The organism is Actinacidiphila sp. bgisy167 (assembly GCF_965342175.1).
Lineage (GTDB): Bacteria > Actinomycetota > Actinomycetes > Streptomycetales > Streptomycetaceae > Actinacidiphila.
Genome location: NZ_CBDRBL010000105.1, coordinates 1 through 19,856, shown reverse-complemented (window position 1 = coordinate 19,856; position 19,856 = coordinate 1). Strand labels below are relative to the sequence as shown.

Here is a 19,856-nt window from a genome sequence, read left to right as displayed (position 1 = left end):
GGTCTCGGTGCGGCCGGGGCCGACGCCGATGGCCGAGATCGGGGCGCCGGACATCTCCTCCAGCGCCTTGACGTACGCCTGGGCGTTCTTCGGCAGGTCGGAGAAGGTCTTCGCCTTGCTGATGTCCTCGCTCCAGCCGGGCAGGGTCTCGTAGACGGGCTTGGCGTGGTGGAAGTCCGTCTGGCTGTACGGGAGCTCCTCGACGCGCTTGCCGTCGATCTCGTAGGCGACGCAGACCGGGATCCGCTCCCAGCCGGTGAGCACGTCGAGCTTGGTGAGGAAGAAGTCCGTGAGGCCGTTGACCCGGGTGGCGTAGCGGGCGATCACCGCGTCGAACCAGCCGCAGCGGCGGTCGCGGCCGGTGGTGACGCCCCGCTCGCCGCCGATGCGGCGCAGCGCGTCGCCGTCCGCGTCGAACAGCTCGGTCGGGAACGGGCCGGCGCCGACCCGGGTGGTGTAGGCCTTGAGGATGCCGATCACCCGGTTGATCTTGGTGGGGCCGATGCCCGAGCCGGTGCAGGCGCCGCCGGCTGTCGGGTTGGACGAGGTCACGAAGGGGTACGTGCCGTGGTCGACGTCCAGCAGGGTGCCCTGGCCGCCCTCGAGGAGGACGACCTTGCCCTCGTCGAGGGCGGTGTTGAGGACCAGCGCCGTGTCGGCGACGTAGTCCTTGATCTGCTCCGCGTAGCCCAGGTACTCCTCGACCACCTGGTCGGTGCTGATGGCACGACGGTTGAAGATCTTGACCAGGATCTGGTTCTTGTCGTGGAGGGCCGCCTCGACCTTCTGGCGGAGGATCGACTCGTCGAAGAGGTCCTGTACCCGGATGCCCACGCGGTTGATCTTGTCGGCGTAGGCGGGGCCGATGCCGCGGCCGGTGGTGCCGATCTTGCGCTTGCCGAGGAAGCGTTCCGTCACCTTGTCGATCGTCTGGTGGTACGGCGTGATCAGGTGCGCGTTACCGCTGATGAGGAGCTTGGACGTGTCGACGCCGCGCTCGTTCAGCCCGCTCAGCTCGGAGAGCAGGACCGCCGGGTCGACGACGACTCCGTTGCCGATGACCGGGGTGCACCCCGGTGACAGGATCCCGGAAGGCAGGAGGTGCAGCGCGTACTTCTGGTCGCCGACGACGACCGTGTGGCCGGCGTTGTTGCCGCCCTGGTAGCGCACCACGTAGTCCACGGAGCCACCGAGCAGGTCGGTGGCCTTTCCCTTGCCCTCGTCACCCCACTGAGCACCGAGCAGCACAAGTGCGGGCACAGGCGTACACCCCTTCCGGGCGGGGCATGTCCAACGTGGCTCCTCATGGCGGACAGAGCCGTCGGACCGGTGCCCCGGAAATAGACGAAGCCCCTGGCGCAAGGCAGCGCAAGGGGCTCTTGCACCGAGATGTTACCTGAGGAAGGACCAAGGTGTCGGCTCAGCGACCGTCCGGGCAGCCCCTGCTCGTGGTCATCGACCCCGCCGCCCGCGACATGGACGGCGAATCCGTACGCATCGCCAAGGACGTGCTGTGCGGGGGAGCCCCCTCCGTGAAGATCGCGCTCCCGCAGTCCGAGGAGGAGGCCGTCCGGGTGCTGGAGCACCGGGGCCGGCGGCGCCCTGTGGTGGTGGGCGACGACGCGGCGCTGCTGCGCACGGTACGGGCGCTGCACTCGGCCCGGGGACTGGGCGAGGCCGTCGTCGGCCTGGTGCCGGTCGGGCGGCGGACCGGTCTGGCCCGGGCGCTCGGTGTGCCGGGCGGGGCGGTGAACGCGGCGCGCGCGGTGCTGGACGGCGCGGAGCGCGAGCTGGACCTGCTGCTCGACGACAGCGGCGGCATCGTGCTCGGTGCGCTGCGCATCGGCTCCGCCATGCCCGCCTGGTGGACGCCCGTGGAGCGCCGCGCCCGCTCGCTGGCCCGCACGCTGAGCCTGAACGGCCACTCCCCGCATCTCGGGCTGGGTCTGCGCGGCGGCCACCGACTGCGCGTCGAGGCGGACGGGGTGGTGCTGGCCGACCTGGACGACTGCGTCGAGGAGGTGTCGGTCTCCACCGCGGTGTCCGGCCTGGCCGAGGTGCTGGTCCGCAGGGAGGGCGTGACGCCCGCGCTGCCGGTGCGGGCCCGGAGTGTCACCGTCTCCGGGCGGGACTTCCGCTACACGGCGGACACCGCGCCGGCCGGCCCGGTCCGGCGCCGCACCTGGACGGTGGCGCCCGCGGCCTGGCGGCTCACGGTACCGCGGTCCGCCGCCGCGCGGCGCGCCGCCGGGTAGGAGGGGCGGGGCGGCCGAGGACGGGGACAGCCGGGGCGGTGTCGGAGGACGGCGGACTGTCGGTGCCCGTACCTAGACTCGGCCGGATGATGACGGAGACGGATGTCCCACTCGCCGACGGGCGGCTGCTGCACGTGTACGACACCGGGCCGGTCGCCGGGGAGGGCGGTGCGGAGCTCGTCGTCCTGTGGCACCACGGCACGCCCAACATCGGCACACCCCCCGAGCCGCTCTTCGCGGCCGCCGCCGAGCGCGGCATCCGCTGGGTGGGCTACGACCGTCCCGCCTACGGCGGTTCGACGCCCCGTCCCGGTCGGGACGTCGCCTCGGCGGCCGGTGACGCGGCGGCCGTCGCCGACGCGCTGGGCATCGGACGCTTCGCGGTCATGGGCCACTCCGGCGGCGGCCCGCACGCACTGGCCTGCGCGGCCCTGCTGCCGGACCGCGTCGTGGCGGCGGTCGGCGCATCCGGTCTGGCGCCGTACGGCGCGGAGGGACTCGACTGGTTCGCCGGGATGGGACCCTCGGGAGCGGCGGAGCTGGGCGCGGCGGTCCAGGGGCGGGCGGCGCTCGAGGAGCGGCTCGCCTCCGACGACTTCGACCCGGAGCTCTTCACCCCCGCTGACCACGCCGCCCTGGCGGGCCCGTGGGGGTGGCTGGGCGACGTCGCGGGCCAGGCGCTCGAAGGCGGCCCGGCGGGCATGGTCGACGACGACCTCGCCTATGTGGCGCCGTGGGGCTTCGACCCGGCGGCGGTAGCGGCACCCGTCCTGGTCCTGCACGGCGGCGCCGACCGCATGGTGCCCGCCGCGCACGGCGTGTGGCTGTCCCGTCGGTGCCCGGACGCGGAACTGTGGCTGAGGCCCGGCGAGGGGCACGTCTCGGTCCTCGCCTCCGCCACGGACGCACTGGACTGGCTCGCCGCACGGGCCCGGCGGGACTGAGCGCGCCTGCCGGAGCCCGCGGGCAACGGGTGACGGCCGCGAGGGCGCCGGGCGGGCCGGCGGAACGCGAGCACAGGCAGCGCTGAGGCAGGGGCGGACGGCGGCCGCGACGGGCATGGGCGGCGCGGCCCCCGGCGTTCGGGCCGTGCCAACAGGCGACGCGCAGTCCCCGCAGCCCGGGGATGCCGTAGCACTCGTTCCAGGCGGGCTCCGCCGCGAGCTCCATCCGCGGGGCGCGGCGCAGCGGCGCCGTGAGGGACGCGGCGCGTTCGATGCGGGCCGGCGCCGCGCCGAGGCAGTAGAGGATGCCGCCGCCGAAGGTGATCCGGGGGTTGTCGCCTCGGGAGAGATCCAGCCGGTCCGGCGCCGCACCTGGACGGTGGTGCCCCGCGGCATGCGGCTTACCGTGCCGCGATCCGCCTGCTGAAGGGCGGGTCCGGCCGGGGTCGCGGTACACGGGCGGGCCCGCGGTCGCCCGCCGGTGTCCGCCGCGCCTCTGCGGCCCAGTCGCCGGATCCAGGGAAAGCCCCCGGGCGCTCGGAGGGCCGTCAGAGCACGCCTTGCTCGCGCAGTTCCGCCTTGCGCTCGCGCCAGCGGTCCATCATGTCGACGAGTTCCTTCTGCAGGAAGTCGAAGAAGGCCGCGGTCTCCGCGATCCGGTGACCCGCAGCGCTGTCGGGGCCGAGCGCGTCGATACCGAACCGCAGGGTGTTCTCCCAGCGGGTGAGGATCTGGTCGCGACGGGTGAAGGTCTCGTACCACTGGTCGCTGTGCACCCGGTACCGCTCGCGTCGTGAGCCCGGCTCGCGCTCGCGGGTGAGCAAGCCGACCTGCGCCAGGTAGCGGACCGCGCCGGAGACCGCGGCGGGGCTGGCCTGGAGCCGTTCGGACAGCTCGGCGGCGCTCAACGCGCCGGTCTCCGAGGCGAGGAGCGCGGCGAACACCCGCGCCGCCATGCGCTGCATGCCCGCCTCGACGAGCTCCGCCGCGAAGCGCTCGACGAACGTCATCGGTTCCAAGGACTCCCCAGCCACCGCGATCACCTCCCGACCCGAGTTTATACACTTCCTTAGCTTCACAAATTTGTGAATCTACTGTACGTTCAGAATCATGACGAAGGCAATCAGTGTGGCCGGACTGCACAAGTCCTTCGGCCGCACGCACGCACTGGACGGCCTCGACCTGGCCGTCGAAGAGGGCGAGGTGCACGGCTTCCTGGGGCCGAACGGCGCCGGTAAGTCCACCACCATCCGCATCCTGCTCGGGCTGCTGCGCGCCGACCGCGGGGCCGCCCGGTTGCTCGGCGGCGATCCGTGGCACGACGCCGTCGCGCTGCACCGGCGGCTGGCGTACGTCCCTGGCGACGTCACGCTCTGGCGCAACCTCAGCGGCGGCGAGGTCATCGACTTGCTGGGACGGCTGCGCGGCGGTCTGGACGAGACGCGCAGACGGCGGTTGCTGGAGCGGTTCGAGCTGGACCCGGCCAAGAAGGGCCGCGCGTACTCCAAGGGCAACCGGCAGAAGGTCGCGCTCGTCGCCGCGTTCGCCTCAGACGTGGACCTGCTGATACTCGACGAGCCCACTTCCGGGCTCGACCCGCTGATGGAGGAGGTCTTCCGCGACTGCGTCCGCGAGGAACACGACCGCGGCCGCACGGTGCTGCTGTCCAGTCACATCCTCAGCGAGGTCGAGGCCCTGTGCGACCGGGTCAGCATCATCCGGGGCGGGCGCACGGTGGAGACCGGGAGCCTGACCGAGCTGCGGCATCTCACCCGCACCTCGGTCACCGCGGAGCTGGCCGGCCCGCCGAACGGCCTCGGCGGGCTGCCCGGTGTGCACGATCTCGACGTGCGCGGCAGCCATGTCCGGCTCCAGGTCGACACCGACAAGCTCGGGGCCGTGCTCCGGCAGTTGAGCGAGACGGGCGTGCGCAGCCTCACGAGCACACCACCGACCCTGGAGGAGCTGTTTCTGCGGCACTACGAGGACGACGCCTGCGGTGCCGCCCCCGCGGACGCGGAGGCACGGCCGTGAGCGCGCTCACCGGGACCGGCACCCTCACCCGGCTCGCGCTGCGCAGGGACCGGATCACGATCCCGGCGTGGGTCGTGCCGATCGCCCTGCTGGTCGCCTCAACCGCCTCGGCCTTCGGCGGCCTCTACGACAGCCCGGCGGAACGCGCCGGGGTCGCGGCGAGCTCGGCGGGGAGCGGCTCGCTGCGCGCCCTGTACGGGCCGGTGTTCGCCACAAGCATCGGCGGCCTGACGGCCTGGCGCATGATGGCCTTCGGTGCCGCGCTCGCCGGGCTGATGGCGATGCTGCTGGTCGTCCGCCACACCCGGGAGGAAGAGGAGGCCGGACGGCTGGAACTGGTCGCCGCGGGCGCGGTCGGGCGCCGGGCGCCGCTGGCCGCCGCCCTGGTCACCGGCTTCGGGGCCTCGCTGCTCCTGGGACTGCTCGTCACCCTGGCGATGCTCGGGCAGGGGGCGCGTGGCGCGGTCGCCTTCGGGATCGCCTTCGCGGGCGCAGGATGCGCCTTCGCCGCGGTCGCGGCGGTCGCCGCGCAGCTGACGGAGAGCGCCCGCGCCGCCCGGGGCATCGCGGGTGCCGTCCTCGGTCTCGCCTTCTTGCTGCGTGCCGTCGGCGACGCCGGCTCCGGCACCCTGACCTGGCTCTCGCCGCTCGGCTGGGCCGAGAACATACGCCCCTACGCGGACGAACGCTGGTGGGTGGCCGCGCTGTTCACGGCCTGGGCCGCCGCGCTCGTGGGCGTCGCGTGTGCCCTGGTGGCCCGACGCGACATCGAAGCCGCCCTGCTGCCGCCTCGCCCCGGCCCGGCCGCCGCCGGTTCCCGCCTGCGTTCCGCCCAGGGGCTGGCCTGGCGGCTCCAGCGCGGCTCGCTGTGGGGGTGGACAGCCGGTTTCGCCGCGGGCGGCGGCGCGCTCGGCGGCCTCGCCAACGGGGCGGCCGACCTCGTCCGGGACAACGAGCAACTCGCCGAGGTCATGCGCGACATGGGCGGAGCCTCCGGGCTGGTCGACTCCTACCTCGCCTCCATGACCGGGGTGATGGGCATGATCGCCGCGATCTACGCCGTCCAAGCGGTCCTCCGGCTCCAGGGCGAGGAGAGCTCCGGCCGCGCCGAGCCCGTGCTCGCCACCGCCGTGGGACGGGTGCGCTGGGCCGCGGGCCACACGCTGGTCGCGTTCGCCGGTTCGGTGCTCCTCATGGCCGTCTCCGGCCTGGCCATGGGGCTGGGCTACGGGGCGACGGTCGGCGACCCGGGCGGCCAGACGTGGCGGCTGGCGGGGGCCGGCCTCGTGCAGCTGCCCGCGGTCTGGTGTGTGGCGGCGGTGGCGCTCCTGCTGTACGGCGCGGCGCCCCGGCTGGCGCGGGCGGGCTGGGGAGTGGCGTCGCTGACGCTCGCCATCGGGCTGTACGGGCCGGCGCTGGGGCTCTCGCCCTGGGTGCTGGACCTGTCCGTCTTCACGCACCTGCCGAAGGCGCCGTCGGCGGACATCACGGTCGCCCCGCTGGCGGTCCTCACCGTACTGGCGCTGGCACTCGCCGCTTCGGGCCTGCTGGTGCTGCGCCGCCGCGACATCACGGCCTGACCAGGCTCCGCGAGCGCGACCGAGGGGCCCGGCCATGGCGCCGGTCCCGCAGTCGCAGAGCGACGGGCACAGTCAGCAGCTGACCCGCAGCTCACGCAGCCCGCGGATGACGTAGCCCTCGTTCCAGACGGGCTCCGCCGCGAGCTCCAGCCGCGGGGCGCGGCGCAGCAGCGCCGTGAAGGAGGCGGCGAGTTCGATGCGGGCCAGCGGCGCGCCGAGGCAGTAGTGGATGCCGGCCCCGAAGGTGATGTGGGGGTTGTCGGCGCGCGAGAGATCCAGCCGGTCGGGGTCGGCGAAGCGCTCCGGGTCGCGGTTGGCGGAGCCGAAGAGCAGCGCCACCTCGCTGCCGCGCGGGATCACCGTGCCGCCCACCTCGATGTCGTCCAGCACCCAGCGCTCGAACATCTGCAGCGGGGTGTCGAAGCGCAGCAGCTCCTCGATCGCCGTGGGCAGCAGCTCCTGCGGCGCCGCGCGCAGCTCCGCCAGCTGCCCGGGGTGGCGGAAGAGCGTCCACCAGCCGTTGCCGGTGGTGTTGACGGTCGCCTCGTGGCCCGCGTTGAGCAGCAGCACGCAGGTGGAGACCATCTCCTGCTCGCTGAGCCGGTCGCCCTCGTCGTGCGCCGCGATGAGGGCGCTGATCAGATCCTCGCCGGGCGCCTTGCGTCGTTCGGCGATCAGCTCGCGCAGATAGGCGGAGAACTCCTCGCTGGCGCGGACCGCCTTGCGCGCGGCCTCCTCGGAGGGGTTGAGCTCGAACATCCCGACGATGTCGGCCGACCAGGGCCGCAGCAAGCGCCGGTCCGCGGCCGGTATCCCCAGCATCTCGGCGATGACGGCCACCGGCAGCGGCTCCGCCACCGCGGCGATGAGGTCGCCGCCGCCCTCGGCGACCAGCCGCTCCACCAGCTCCCCGGCGAGCCGCTGCACGGTCGGCGTGAGCCGCTCGACCGTGCGCGGGGTGAACGCCTTGGAGACCAGCCGCCGGATACGGGTGTGGTCGGGTGCCTCGAGGTCGAGCAGGCCGTTGCCGTTGAGCGTGGTGAAGGGCTCGTGCTCCGGCGGCGCCGCGGTACGGCCGAACTCCTCGTGGGTGAAGCGGTGCAGATACGTCCGCCCGAGCCGCCGGTCCCGCAGCAGCGCGCTGACGTCCTCGAAGTGCGGGATGAGCCACTGCCCGCTCGGCTCGAACCAGTGCGCGCGCCCCTGCTCGCGCAGCCGGGCGTAAGCCGGGTAGGGGTCGGCGACGAACCGCGGCGACCAGGGATCGAAGACGGTGGCAGTACTGCTCATGTGCGGAGACTACCTCCCGCCCGGTCAGCCGCCCGGGGTGACCAGCCGCGCCTCGTACGCGAAGACCGCCGCCTGGGTCCGGTCGCGCAGCCCCAGCTTCACCAGGACCCGGCTCACATGGGTCTTGACCGTCGACTCGGCGACCACCAGATGGTCGGCGATCTCCGCGTTGGACATCCCCTGCGCGACCAGCACCAGCACCTCCGTCTCCCGCTCGGTGAGCTCGCCGACCCGGTCCTGGGCGGGCGGCCGCGGCGTTCCCAGCCGGTTGAACTCGGTGATCAGGCGCTTGGTGATCGCGGGGGCGAGCAGCGCGTCGCCGGCCGCCACGATCCGCACGCCGTCGGCGAGCTGGCGGGCCGAGGCGTCCTTGAGCAGGAAGCCGGACGCGCCCGCGCGCAGCGCCTGGTAGACGTACTCGTCCAGGTCGAAGGTGGTCAGCACCAGCACCTTCGCCTCGGCGTCCGCGGCGACGATCTCCCGGGTCGCCTCCAAGCCGTTGAGCTCGGGCATGCGAATGTCCATCAGCACGACGTCCGGCCGCAGCGCCGCCACCTGCTCGACGGCCTGGCGCCCGTCGACGGCCTCGCCGACGACCTCGATGTCCGGCTGGGCGTTCAGCAGCACCGAGAAGCCCTCGCGCACCATCATCTGGTCGTCCGCGATCAGCACCCGGATGGTGTCCCCGCTCATGCCCGCCCCCCGGGGACCGGGACGAACACCGCGACCTCGTAGCCGCCGTCGTCGGTGGGCCCGTCGGTCATCTCGCCGCTCAGCATGGTCACCCGCTCCCGCATGCCGGCGATCCCGTGCCCGGCGCCCGGGGAGGGTTTCACCAGGCCGCGCGGCGGGCCGTTGACCACGCGCAGCCCGAGTCCGCCGAGGACATAGCCGATCTCGACCCGGGCGGCGGCGCCGGGCGCGTGCCGCAGCGTATTGCTCAGCGCCTCCTGGACGATGCGGTACGCCGACAGCTCGACCCCCTGGGGGAGTTCGCGCACCGCGCCGGTCACCACCCGCTCCACCTCCAGACCCGCCTCGCGCACATTGGCGACCAGCCGGTCGAGGTCGGCGAGGGTCGGCTGGGGGGCGTCGGGGGCCTCGTAGTCCTCGGCGCGCACCACCCCGAGGACCCGGCGCAACTCGGTCAGCGCGATGACCGCGTTCTCGCGGATGATCGAGAAGCTCCTGGTCAGCTCCTCCGGCGGGTTCTCCACCCGGTACGGCGCGGCCTCCGCCTGGATCGCGATCACCGACATGTGGTGGGCGACGACGTCGTGCAGCTCGCGGGCGATCGTGGTGCGCTCCTCCAGCAGCGTGCGCCGGGAGCGCTCGACCTCGGTCACGGCGATCTGCGCGGCGACCTCCCGCCGGGACTGGCGCACCCCGCGCACCGCCGACGCGACGGACAGCACCACGCCGGAGAAGAAGATCATGACGGCCGGGTCCGAGCCGTTCCCGTAGGAGAACGGCTGGAAGAACAGCGCCACCGCCGCGGTGAGCAGCCACATCTCGGCGGCGACCCGGGCCCGGGTACGCGCCGCCACCAGGGCCAGCACCGCCAGGTGCGAGGCGAAGCCGACGTCCGTCCACGGATAGGAGGACGACCACGAGCCGCTGGTGAACAGGCCGGTGAGCACCGCCGCCCCCACGGACAGCCACCACGCCCCGATCGGCCGGAACATCGTCATGACCACGGGCACCGCGGCCGGCAGCGCCGGCGCGAGACCGCCCGGCCCCTGCAGGGAGACGTACATCAGGAGGACCGCGAAGCAGGTCAGCGCCGCGTGCGGCAGCCAGCGCGCGTAGCGGCGGAGCCCGCGCGGCACCGCGGCGAGCAGCGGGTGCCCCTCCCGCAGGGGTGCCATCGGCCGGAAGGCGAAGGCGTCGGTGATCAGGTCGTGCCGCAGTCCGCTGAGGGCGCCGCGGGCCATGCGGAGCTCGGTCCGCAGCGAGGTCTGGCTTGTCTCGGTCACGCTCTCACGGTAGGGACCGCGCGGGTCGCCGTCGTCACCTGGGAAGACGATGTAGCGGCGTCATCCTCAAGGAGGACGTGGCGCGCGCGGGCCCCGCAGGGAGGAGCCTCACCAGGCGAGCTGGGCGATCTCCTCGACGACCACGGCCGCCGCGTCCGCGGCGGGGTCGATCACCGGGAAGTGGCCCACGCCCTCCAGCAGGGTCAGTTGGACCTCCTCCCCCGCCGTCGCCGAGGCCGCCGCGAAGGCCTCCGCGACCTGCGGCGGGACCACCTCGTCGCAGTCGCCCTGCACGATCGTCGCCGGGATGCCGGTGGGCAGCAGCGCGGCCGGATCGGTCTCCGCCCCGCGCTCGCCCAGCAGTTCCGCTCCGCCGAGGAGCTCGGTGACCGCTCCGGAGCACACGTGCAGCTCGACGGCGGACCGGAAGTCGGCGATCGGCGCGAGCGCCACCACCCCGCGCAGCGCGGGCGCGGCCGGCCGGTGCCAGCGCGACGCGGCCGGCAGCACGTGCCGGGCGGCCGCCCACAGGGCGAGGTGCCCGCCCGCCGAGTGTCCGGTGAGCACGGTCCGCCGCACGTCCACGGCGTCCGTGCCGAGGGCGGTCAACGCCAGTGCCGCGACGGCGTCGGTGGCGGCCGCCACGTCGTCGAAGGTGTCCGGCCAGCGGCCCGCCGCCGTACCGCCGTTGCCCCTGCGGTACTCCACCGAGGCCACCGCGAAGCCGCGGTCGGCGAGCAGGCCGGCGAGCGGCGAGATGTGCGTCCTGTCGTACGCCGCGCGCCAGGCGCCGCCGTGCAGCAGCACGACCAGCGGCCCCGGCCGGGGCCCGTCCGCCCCGGGCCGCGGCCGGTAGAAGTCCACGACCTGGTCCGGGTGCTCGCCGTAGGCGGCGGTGGCGTCCGGCGGGACGGGGGCGTGCGAGAACGCTGACGCCTCCTCGGCGGCAGCCCGCTCCGCGGCATCCCGCGGAGCAGGCTGCCGCGGAGCGGAGGCCGGCTCCACCGCGTCGGCGCGGCCGTCGGCGCCTGCCTCAGTGCTGCCGGCGGTGCTGCCGCTCGACGAGGTGGGGTCGGACATGCGTTACCGCGTTCCTTCCAGGACCTGGGCCAGCACCCGCGCCGCCCGCTCCGCGTCCGCGAAGCGGGTGTACAGCGGGGTGAATCCGAAGCGGAGGATATCCGGCTCGCGGAAGTCGCCGACGACGCCCTCGGCGATCAGCTCCCGCATCACCGCGCCCGCGTCGGCGCAGCGCAGCGCGACCTGGCTGCCCCGCTCGGCGTGCGCGGCCGGAGTGACCGACCGTACGGCGCCGTCCGACACATACGCCGCGACGCACTCCAGGAAGAAGTCGGTCAGCGCGAGGCTCTTGGCCCGCACGGCGTCCAGGGACACGCCGTCCCAGACGTCGAGGGCCGTGTCCAGCGCCAGCAGCGACAGGATCTCCGGGGTGCCGACCCGGCCGCGGACGCTGCCGTCGGCGGGCCGGTAGGCGGCCTCCATCGCGAACGGGTCGCGGTGCGAGTTCCAGCCGGGCAGCGGGGAGTCGAAGCGCGGCTGGAGGTCGCGGCGGACGTACAGGTACGCCGGCGCTCCGGGGCCGCCGTTGAGGTACTTGTACGTGCAGCCGACGGCGAGGTCCACGCCGTGCTCGTCCAGGCCGACCGGCAGGGCCCCGGCCGTGTGGCACAGGTCCCAGACCACCAGGCCGCCGGCCGCGTGCACGGCGGCGGTGACGCCCGGCAGGTCGTGCAGCCGGCCGGTGCGGTAGTCCACGTGGTTGACCAGGGCGACGGCGGTCCGCGGGCCCGCCGCCGCGGCGAGATCCGCGGCGTCGACGGCGCGGATCGCGCATCCGGTCATCCGGGCCGCGGACTCGGCTATGTACCCGTCCGTGGGAAAGGTGGCGGCGTCAACCAGCACCTCGGTGCGCGCCGGGTCCTCCTGCTGGGCCATCCGGACGGCGCCGACCACGGCCTTGAAGACATTGACGCTGGTGGAGTCGCCGACCACGACCTGGCCGGGGGCGGCGCCGACCAGCGCGCCGATGCGGTCACCGATCCGTTCCGGCGCCGTCCACCAGCCGCTCTCGGTCCAGGAGCGGATGCGCAGCTGCCCCCACTCCCGGCGCACGACGTCGTCCATGCGGTCCGCCACGCCCGCGGGCAGCGCCCCGAGGGAGTTGCCGTCCAGGTAGACGGTGTGCTCGGCGTCGTCCAGGACGAAGCGGTCCCTGACCTTGGCCAGTTCGTCGGAGGCGTCGAGGCGGGCGGCCTTGGCCGCGGGGGACTCAGTGGGGTTCGTGGGGTCAGACATGACTGCGGGCCGTCCAGAGTTCGGGGAAAACGTTCTTGCTCGCGCGCTTCTCCAGCCAGGAGACTCCCGCGGAGCCTCCTGTGCCGGTCTTGGCGCCCATCGCGCGTCGGGTCGCCACAAGGTGGTCGTTGCGCCAGCGCCACACCAGCTCGGCCACCTCGGTCAGTGCCTCGCCCAGTCGGACGAGTTCGCTCTCCTGGTCACCGGAGTAGACGGCCTGCCAGGCACGCTCCACCGCCGGGTCCGCCTCGTAGCGCCGGGAGAGGTCGTCGCGCTGCGGGATGTCGTGGCCGCGGCGCGCCAGCAGCCGCAGCACCTCGTCGTAGAGGCTGGGCTCGTGCAGCGCCTTCTGCAGTTCGTCGTGGACGCGCGGCGTGCCGCGGTGCGGGACCAGCATCGACGCGGACTTCTCGCCCAGCAGGAACTCCATGCGCCGGTACATCGCCGACTGGAAGCCCGAGCCCTCGCCGAGGGCCGCGCGGTAGGCGTTGAACTGCGCCGGGGTGAGGTGGGCGATCGGCTCCCAGGAGGCGTTGAGCGACTGCAGCTCGTACGTGCTGCGCTTGAGCGCGGCCAGCGCCGTGGGCAGGTCGTCGGCCGCCAGCGCGCGGGAGGCGGTCTCCCATTCGTGCACGATGACGGTGAACCACAACTCCATGACCTGGGTGGTCACCAGGAAGACCATCTCGCCCGGGTCGTCGGAGCGCGGATGCTGCAGATGGGTGAGGACGTCGGCCTGGACGTAGTCCTCGTACGGGGTGGTCCCTTCGAAGTCCAGGGTCGGCGCCTCGGGGGCGTCCTGGGAAACGTCGGGGCGTTGGGACATTGGTGTCTCCGTGGATCTGAGCTACCGGGTAGCGGTCTGCCCCGCGCGTCGTTGCCGCGGGACCCCGGTCCCCTCGGGCCCGCCTCTGACGGCGTCGGGCCCAGCGGGCATCATGCGTGGTCAGAGCACCGTACGGCAAGACCTGCCCGGCGCGCGCGCCGGACAGGTCGGGGTGGTCGCCGGTGTATGGGCGGCGGGATCAGCCGAGGGTCTCGGCGGCGGTCGGGGAGGAGTCCCGCAGGAAGGTGCTGCAGCGCTCGTACTCCTCCTGCTCGCCGATCGCCTGGGCGGCCCGCGCCAGGGCGTGCAGCGCCCGCAGGAAGCCGCGGTTGGGCTCGTGTTCCCAGGGCACCGGGCCGTGGCCCTTCCAGCCGCTCCGGCGCAGCGCGTCCAGGCCGCGGTGGTATCCGGTGCGGGCGTACGCGTACGACTCGACGACCCGGCCGGCCCCGAAGGCGTCGTCCGCGAGTTGCGCCCAGGCCAGGGAGGACGCCGGGTACTTGGCGGCGACCTCGGCAGGGGCCGCCCCCGAGGCGAGCAGCTCGCGCGGCTCGGGGTCGTCGGGCAGGTTCGTCGGGGGCGGTCCCCCGAGCAGGTTCTCGTGAATGGCCATGGGTTCCAGTATGGCCGGGGCCCGGCTCCTCCATGGGGAAGGGCCGGGCCCGGTGCGTACCGCCGTGCGGGGCGGTGGGGTGCGTACCGCCCTGCGGGGCGGTTACTTGATCTTGGTGCCGGCGGAGCGGAGGTCCTGGCATGCCTCGACGACGCGGGCGGCCATGCCGCCCTCGGCCAGCTTGCCCCAGCTGCGCGGGTCGTAGGTCTTCTTGTCGCCGACCTCGCCGTCGACCTTCAGCACGCCGTCGTAGTTGCGGAACATGTGGTCCGCGACCGGGCGGGTGAAGGCGTACTGCGTGTCGGTGTCGAGGTTCATCTTGACCACGCCATTCTCCAGCGCGGTGGCGATCTCCTCCTTGGTGGAGCCGGAGCCGCCGTGGAAGACGAAGTTGAAGGGGTCCTGCTTGCCGAACTTGGCGGCGACGCCCTCCGCGAGCTCCTTCAGCAGCTCGGGGCGGAGCACGACGTTGCCCGGCTTGTAGACGCCGTGGACGTTGCCGAAGGAGGCGGCGAGCAGGTAGCGGCCCTTCTCGCCCAGACCCAGCGCCTCGGCGGTGCGGATGGCGTCCTCGACCGTGGTGTAGAGCTCGTCGTTGATCTCGTGGGTGACGCCGTCCTCCTCACCGCCGGTGGGAGTGATCTCCACCTCGAGGATGATCTTCGCCTTGGCGGCCGCGGCCAGCAGCTCCTGGGCGATGGCGAGGTTGTGGTCGAGGGTCTCGGCGGAGCCGTCCCACATGTGCGACTGGAACAGCGGGTTGCGGCCGGCCGCCACGCGCTCCTGGGAGATCGCCAGCAGCGGGCGCACATAGCCGTCCAGCTTGTCCTTCGGGCAGTGGTCGGTGTGCAGCGCGATGTTGACGGGGTACTTCTCGGCGACGACGTGCGCGAACTCGGCCAGGCCCACCGCACCGGTGACCATGTCCTTGCTGTACTGGCCACCGAGGAACTCGGCCCCGCCCGTGGAGATCTGGACGATGCCGTCGCTCTCCGCCTCCGCGAAACCGCGCAGCGCGGCGTGCAGGGTCTGCGTCGAGGTCACGTTGATGGCCGGGTAGGCGAACTTGCCGGCCTTCGCCCGGTCGAGCATCTCGTTGTAGATCTCGGGAGTTGCGATGGGCATCTGTCCGCTCCTTGTGATGTGCGGGTTGTTCGGTGCGTGACCCTGACCTGGGATCGACGTCATCGTCGACCCCATCTTGGCAGACTTGCGCGGAAGCTCCACACACTGCGCACCACGGACATGCCCCAGGGGTGAAGGGTTTCACGTGAAACCCTTCACCCCTGGGGGAAGGCGCAGGTCGAACCGGTGATCAGGCCAGGCCGAGGTCGTCCAGACCGAAGGCGCGGACGTACGGGAGACCCGCCTGCGCGATGGCCGGAGCGGCGCCCCGCTCGACGATCACGGCGACGGCCACGACCTCGGCACCGGCCTCGCGCGCGGCCTCCACCGCGGTCAGCGGCGAGCCGCCCGTGGTCGAGGTGTCCTCGACGACCAGCACCCGCCGGCCCTTGATGTCCGGGCCCTCGATGCGGCGCTGCATGCCGTGCGCCTTCTGCGCCTTGCGCACCACGAAGGCGTCCAGCTTGCGGCCGCGGGCGGCGGCGGCGTGCAGCATCGAGGTGGCCACCGGGTCGGCGCCCAGGGTGAGCCCGCCGACGGCGTCGTAGTCGAGGTCGGCGGTGACGTCGAGCATGACCTGTCCCACCAGCGGGGCCGCCTCGGCATCCAGCGTGATCCGGCGCAGGTCGATGTAGTAGTCCGCCTCGATCCCCGACGAGAGGGTCACCTTGCCGTGCACCACGGCCTTGTCCTTGATCTGCTGCAGCAGGGCATCACGCGCGTCACTCATGGCCACGAGCCTAGCCCAGCGGCTCCCAGGCCCAGGTCGCGCGGATCTCCAGCGGATCGATAGGGGTGACCAGGCGCGGCGCGGTGTTCAGCCCGTTCGGCGGGCCCGACTGCGGCTCCACACAGATGGCGGGGGGCTGTTCGTCGTAGACGACCACCCACTGCGCGGGGCTGGTGATCCGCAACCGCAGCTCGTCCGGCCAGGTCAAGGTGACGTCCACCCCGTCCGGCATACCGAAGCAGTCGTCCCAGGGCCGGGGCCCGGGCTCCGTCCGGCGGCCGGTGGGCAGATGGTCGTCGCCGCGCTCCTCCATCCACCCGGGGGTGAAGTCGATCAGGGCGTCCTGCCCGCCACGGCCGAGGTTGCGCAGGAACCAGGGGTGCCAGCCGGCCTGGGCCGGGAAGGAGTCGCCCGTGGTCTCCACGCTCATCGTGAGGTCGAGGCGGTCCTCGGAGAGTTCGAAGCGCTGGCTGACCCGGCCCTGGTACGGCCACGGCTCGGCCAGGTCGTAGTAGAAGCAGGCGCTGCTGCCGGTGGCGCCGGGCGCCGCCTGCCAGGCGACGTGCCGGCCGGTGCCGTGGATGGCGTGCGGGCCCGCGTCACGCGGCATCTGGTGCAGCACCCCGCCGTTGCGGAACTGCCCGTCCCTGGTGCGGCCGCACCAGGGGACCATCGGGAAGGACCCGAAGGTGGGGCCCTGCCGCAGCAGCTCGACACCGCCGACGGTCAGTGAGCCGACCCGGCAGCCGAGATCCGGAAGGACCGTCAGCCGCGCGGCTCCGGCGCGGAGATGGACAGCGTGCTCGTCTTCTCGCCCGTCAGGGGTTTCTTGCGTGGCCACGGAAGAGACCCTACGGGAACGAGCGCCTGCGCCGCCGCAGCACCCGGCCCGCGACCACGGCCGACAGCAGCAACGCGGCCGCGGCCGGCGCGTAGCGGCGCAGCGAGGCCGTCGCGGCGCCGCTCTGCGGCGCGGGCACCGGGGCGTAGCGGCCGCGCGGCGGGGCGTGGTCGACCTCCTCGGCGCTGCGGCCGATCAGGGTGCGGCGGGCGTGCGCGGCCTCGGCGGGCAGGTCGACCGCGGCCGGTTCCGCGGGGACGGCGGCCGCCGTGTCCTGGCCGGGCGGCACCTCGCCGGCGGCGTCGTCGTCCGCGTCGTGCGGTGGGGGGAGCTCCGGCGCCTCCCGCGGTTCCGGGGTCTCGCGCCCGGTGAACTCGTCGGGCTGCGCGGGCACGTCGTCCTTGAGGTCGTCGGCGCCGGCGTCCTCCGCGGACGGCTCGGGCGCCGCGGCGGGGGCGGTCTGCGCCAGGTCGGAGGTGAGCGCGGCGACGAAGCGGTCCAGCAGGCGCAGGCCCGCGGCGGTGACCGCCGCTTCCTCGTGCTCGGCGAGCCGCCCGTCGACCTGGACGGCGCCGGTGAAGGTCAGCAGGGCGCCGCCCGACACGGTGTCCACGCCGAGCTCCAGCGCCACCTTGACCGTGCCCGCACCGCGCGCCTCCACCGCCTCCCCCTCGACGGCGAGCCCACCGCCGCGCGGGACCAGCCGCAGTGTGCCGCGGTAGGTGATCGTGGAGCCGCCGATCCGCAGCCTCAGCCGGCCCGCCAGCCCCTCCTCGGCGCCGGCGTCACGCTGGAGGCCGGGCACACACCGGGCCACGCGCTCCAGGTCGGCGAGGGACCGGCGGATGGTCTCGGCCGGAAACGGAACGAACACCTCATGCGGCTCCATGCCGCGAGCCTAATCCGCCCGGCGCCTCCGCGGCGCCCCATCACCGCCGTTCGCCCTCACCCGAAGCGCGGACGCGTCAGCTCGACGCGGTTGCGTCGGCGTCGGCACCGGCAGGTCCCGCACCGGCACCCGCCGCCGCGCGCCAGGGCGCGGCGGCGGGCGCGGGGGCCGCGGCGGCGGGCGCGGGGGCCGGTGCCCGCGCGCTCACGGCTGCGCGACGAGGGCCGAACGGGTCGCCACCAGACGTCCTTCCTGGGGGTAGGCGTGCCAGGTGCGCCACAGGACGCTGCCGCCGCGGTACTGCACCAGCATCGCGGTGAAGGCGAGCGGGTCGCCCGGGAAGGTCCCCGCCAGGCCGTTGGGGTGGTCGGCCACCAGGGCGAGCAGCTCCTGCGCCCGCCCCGCGAAGGACCCCCGGCTGAGCGTCTCGATCCGTGCCGCGAACGCGTAGTCCCAGCCGGCGATCCGCCGCGCCACGCCCACCGGCAGCTGCGCGCTGCTTCCCGGCATGCAGGCGACCGTCTCCGAGCAGCGCCCGCGCGGCGAGTCCAGAAGGACCTGGTGGGAGGCGCCGAGCAGCCGCAACTGGACCTGCGCGGAGGGCGCCGCGGGCGTGGCGCCCTCCGCGGTGCCCGGCAGTTCGCGGTCGAGCACCGCGAGCGCCGGCAGTTCGTCCTTCCCCAGGCACCAGGCCAGGTCGCCGGCGCGGGTGTCGGTGTAGGCGGTCTGAAGCGTGGTGAGCATGGAGTGGGCTCCGCAGGCACATCGCGAGCAAGCGCGGGAGGTCACGGGCATGGGATCGGGAGGACGCGCCGACCCGCGCCTGTGGGGAGGGCGACCGTCGGCTCATGGCCCGCAAGGGGGCGTGAATACGCAATCACGAATGGCGCGCCACCTTCAACGTTTTTACTTGTTTCCACCCGCTTTACTTCCTCAAAGGCCGGGAGGAGCGCAGGTGTCCACAGCAAATGCGCCCGGCGGGTGAACAACCCGCCAAGCGCATATGCGATTCGGCACGGGCGGAAAGCACATTCGCGTCGTCAGCTTCCGCCGCAGCCGCCACCCCCGCCACACGAACTCCCGCCTCCGCCGCACGAACTCCCGCCTCCGCAGGAGTGGTGGCTGCCCCCGTGATGGCCCCCACCTCCGCCGTCGGACGTGCCCGCGTCGCCCACCCACCAGCTCTCCCCGCCGCCCCCTCCGGCCCCGGCGGAGCCCCGCGAGCGCCGCGGCCGGCCTCTGCGGCCGGCGTTCCGCGCCGCCAGGGCGAGTGCCGCTATCGCGCAGAAGACCAGCAGAATGATCAGTGCCTCCATCGTGCCACCCCCGTATTACGCGCTTTTCGTTGTGCGACGGTGATGCCCTCGCCTCCGGCGGCCGAAAGCACAGTTGAGGAAGTCCAGAGGTTTCCGGGGTACGCGAAGGCCACTGGTCCGCATCGGAACCAGAACCAGGGGCCAAGGGTGGTGGACGACTGGGCCGTCCAGGGGCCTGAAGCGTCCGCTGAGCATCAAGAGCGCAGCCACCTTCTCGGACGAAACGATCCGTGAAGTGCTCGGGCCGTCTGCGGACCGTGCGAGAGCAGCCAACGACGACAGACGATGCCGTGTTCCTCCGCCAAGGCGCGGGGACAGGAAGCGCCCGACGGCACGTCGAGCACGCTCGTGGCTGTCAGACACCTGTGTGAGGATGCACGGAAGACGACCGGTCCTGGGGAGGGACCGGTGAGTACGTGAGAAGGGGCGGGGCGCAGCGTGGGCAAGGGTGAGGAGCCCATACCGGACGAGGAGTGGGAGCGCTTCCTCCGTGAAGCCGGGGCCGGGATCAAGGATGCGCCCAAGGAGCCGTCGGCGCGGGCCCGGATGGTGGCGCGGCGGCTGCGGGAGCAGCCCGGCCCCCCGGAACCATGGCGAAGCCACTCACCGGCCCGGAGGCGGAGAGGCAAGGGCTGGTACGCGATCGGTCTGCTGGTCGCGGTCGCCCTGCTGCTCGCGGCGCTGGATCCCGGGCGCGTGACGGGATGGTTCGGCGGCGGGGGCGGCGAGAACGTACCGCTCGCCGTGGAGTCGCAACGTCCGGATCAAGCGCCGCCGACGCAGGTGGCAGCCCGGCGTCCGACCCTGGAGCAGCCGTTCCGGGGGTCGCCCGCGGAACGGTGGGGCGACGGGACGGCGGGGATCGGCCTGCCCGAGGCTCGGGCGACCGGGTGGATGAGCAAGGGACAGGTCGCCCAGTCGCTCCGGAAGACCCTCGGCTTCCTCGCCGCGTCCAATCTGGATCCCGGTGTGCTGCGCGGAGAGCGGCCGAAGAAGGCGATCGACCTGATCAACCCTCACCAGCGGGACGTTCGGGAGTACCTGGCGACTGCGTTCCGCGCGCCCTCCCGGGAGAATCGCACACTGATGCCGGCGACAGCCGCGCAATCGCCGCCGTCCGC

Annotated in this window: 18 protein-coding genes and 1 pseudogene; 5 read left to right on the top strand and 14 right to left on the bottom strand. The window is 73.5% G+C overall.

Features of this window, described 5'->3' with window-relative positions; genetic code table 11:
* The coding region (locus ACRWND_RS27710) for an adenylosuccinate synthase (RefSeq protein ID WP_431954159.1) at positions 1 to 1,260 on the bottom strand (1,260 nt) is incomplete at its 3' end.
* 152 nt (positions 1,261 to 1,412) lie between these two features.
* Here ACRWND_RS27710 and ACRWND_RS27705 point away from each other — a divergent pair.
* A complete protein-coding gene (locus ACRWND_RS27705; protein ID WP_431954157.1) occupies positions 1,413 to 2,255 on the top strand; it encodes a diacylglycerol kinase in 843 nt (280 codons plus the stop codon).
* An 86-nt stretch (positions 2,256 to 2,341) separates the two neighbouring features.
* Positions 2,342 to 3,199 (top strand): alpha/beta fold hydrolase, encoded by an 858-nt coding sequence (locus tag ACRWND_RS27700; protein WP_431954155.1) that lies wholly within the window; start codon positions 2,342 to 2,344, stop codon positions 3,197 to 3,199.
* Between the two features lie 548 nt (positions 3,200 to 3,747).
* Here ACRWND_RS27700 and ACRWND_RS27695 read toward each other — a convergent pair.
* Positions 3,748 to 4,209, bottom strand: a complete 462-nt coding sequence (locus tag ACRWND_RS27695; RefSeq protein ID WP_431954161.1) for a GbsR/MarR family transcriptional regulator — start codon at positions 4,207 to 4,209, stop codon at positions 3,748 to 3,750.
* Positions 4,210 to 4,309: 100 nt separating this feature from the next.
* Here ACRWND_RS27695 and ACRWND_RS27690 point away from each other — a divergent pair, with 100 nt between their 5' ends.
* Positions 4,310 to 5,233, top strand: coding sequence for an ABC transporter ATP-binding protein (locus ACRWND_RS27690; protein ID WP_431954153.1), 924 nt, complete (start codon positions 4,310 to 4,312; stop codon positions 5,231 to 5,233).
* Positions 5,230 to 6,813 carry an ABC transporter permease gene (locus tag ACRWND_RS27685; protein ID WP_431954151.1) on the top strand — a complete coding sequence of 528 codons (1,584 nt, stop codon included), beginning with the start codon at positions 5,230 to 5,232 and terminating at the stop codon, positions 6,811 to 6,813. The genes ACRWND_RS27690 and ACRWND_RS27685 overlap by 4 nt, the downstream gene beginning before the upstream one ends.
* Positions 6,814 to 6,885: 72 nt before the next feature.
* On the opposite strand, the gene ACRWND_RS27680 is transcribed toward ACRWND_RS27685, so the two are convergent.
* From ACRWND_RS27680 to ACRWND_RS27625, 12 genes are all read right to left on the bottom strand, one after another.
* Positions 6,886 to 8,103 carry a cytochrome P450 gene (locus ACRWND_RS27680; protein ID WP_431954149.1) on the bottom strand — a complete coding sequence of 406 codons (1,218 nt, stop codon included), beginning with the start codon at positions 8,101 to 8,103 and terminating at the stop codon, positions 6,886 to 6,888.
* 24 nt (positions 8,104 to 8,127) lie between these two features.
* Complete coding sequence (locus ACRWND_RS27675; protein WP_431954147.1) at positions 8,128 to 8,796, bottom strand: response regulator; 669 nt, start codon at positions 8,794 to 8,796, stop codon at positions 8,128 to 8,130.
* A complete protein-coding gene (locus ACRWND_RS27670; protein WP_431954145.1) occupies positions 8,793 to 10,079 on the bottom strand; it encodes a sensor histidine kinase in 1,287 nt (428 codons plus the stop codon). The genes ACRWND_RS27675 and ACRWND_RS27670 overlap by 4 nt, the downstream gene beginning before the upstream one ends.
* Positions 10,080 to 10,187: 108 nt before the next feature.
* Positions 10,188 to 11,159 (bottom strand): alpha/beta hydrolase family protein, encoded by a 972-nt coding sequence (locus ACRWND_RS27665; protein ID WP_431954143.1) that lies wholly within the window; start codon positions 11,157 to 11,159, stop codon positions 10,188 to 10,190.
* Positions 11,160 to 11,162: 3 nt separating this feature from the next.
* Positions 11,163 to 12,395 carry a kynureninase gene (kynU, locus tag ACRWND_RS27660; protein ID WP_431954141.1) on the bottom strand — a complete coding sequence of 411 codons (1,233 nt, stop codon included), beginning with the start codon at positions 12,393 to 12,395 and terminating at the stop codon, positions 11,163 to 11,165.
* Complete coding sequence (locus ACRWND_RS27655; protein WP_431954139.1) at positions 12,388 to 13,221, bottom strand: tryptophan 2,3-dioxygenase family protein; 834 nt, start codon at positions 13,219 to 13,221, stop codon at positions 12,388 to 12,390. Before ACRWND_RS27655 ends, kynU begins: the two co-directional genes overlap by 8 nt.
* Positions 13,222 to 13,420: 199 nt before the next feature.
* Positions 13,421 to 13,834, bottom strand: a complete 414-nt coding sequence (locus ACRWND_RS27650) for a DUF3151 domain-containing protein (protein WP_431954137.1) — start codon at positions 13,832 to 13,834, stop codon at positions 13,421 to 13,423.
* 102 nt (positions 13,835 to 13,936) lie between these two features.
* Positions 13,937 to 14,959 (bottom strand): class II fructose-bisphosphate aldolase, encoded by a 1,023-nt coding sequence (gene fbaA / locus ACRWND_RS27645; protein ID WP_431954135.1) that lies wholly within the window; start codon positions 14,957 to 14,959, stop codon positions 13,937 to 13,939.
* Between the two features lie 190 nt (positions 14,960 to 15,149).
* Positions 15,150 to 15,689: an orotate phosphoribosyltransferase gene (pyrE, locus tag ACRWND_RS27640; protein WP_431954133.1), complete on the bottom strand. Its 540-nt coding sequence runs from the start codon at positions 15,687 to 15,689 to the stop codon at positions 15,150 to 15,152.
* A gap of 10 nt (positions 15,690 to 15,699) precedes the next feature.
* Positions 15,700 to 16,530: an aldose 1-epimerase gene (locus tag ACRWND_RS27635; RefSeq protein ID WP_431954131.1), complete on the bottom strand. Its 831-nt coding sequence runs from the start codon at positions 16,528 to 16,530 to the stop codon at positions 15,700 to 15,702.
* 10 nt (positions 16,531 to 16,540) lie between these two features.
* On the bottom strand, positions 16,541 to 17,419 hold the full coding sequence (locus tag ACRWND_RS27630) for an SRPBCC domain-containing protein (protein WP_431954129.1): 879 nt from the start codon (positions 17,417 to 17,419) through the stop codon (positions 16,541 to 16,543).
* Between the two features lie 204 nt (positions 17,420 to 17,623).
* On the bottom strand, positions 17,624 to 18,163 hold the full coding sequence (locus tag ACRWND_RS27625) for a DUF2617 family protein (RefSeq protein ID WP_431954127.1): 540 nt from the start codon (positions 18,161 to 18,163) through the stop codon (positions 17,624 to 17,626).
* Positions 18,164 to 19,173: 1,010 nt separating this feature from the next.
* On the opposite strand from ACRWND_RS27625, the pseudogene ACRWND_RS27620 reads away from it, so the two are divergent.
* A pseudogene (locus ACRWND_RS27620) lies at positions 19,174 to 19,856 on the top strand (hypothetical protein); the annotation flags it as partial.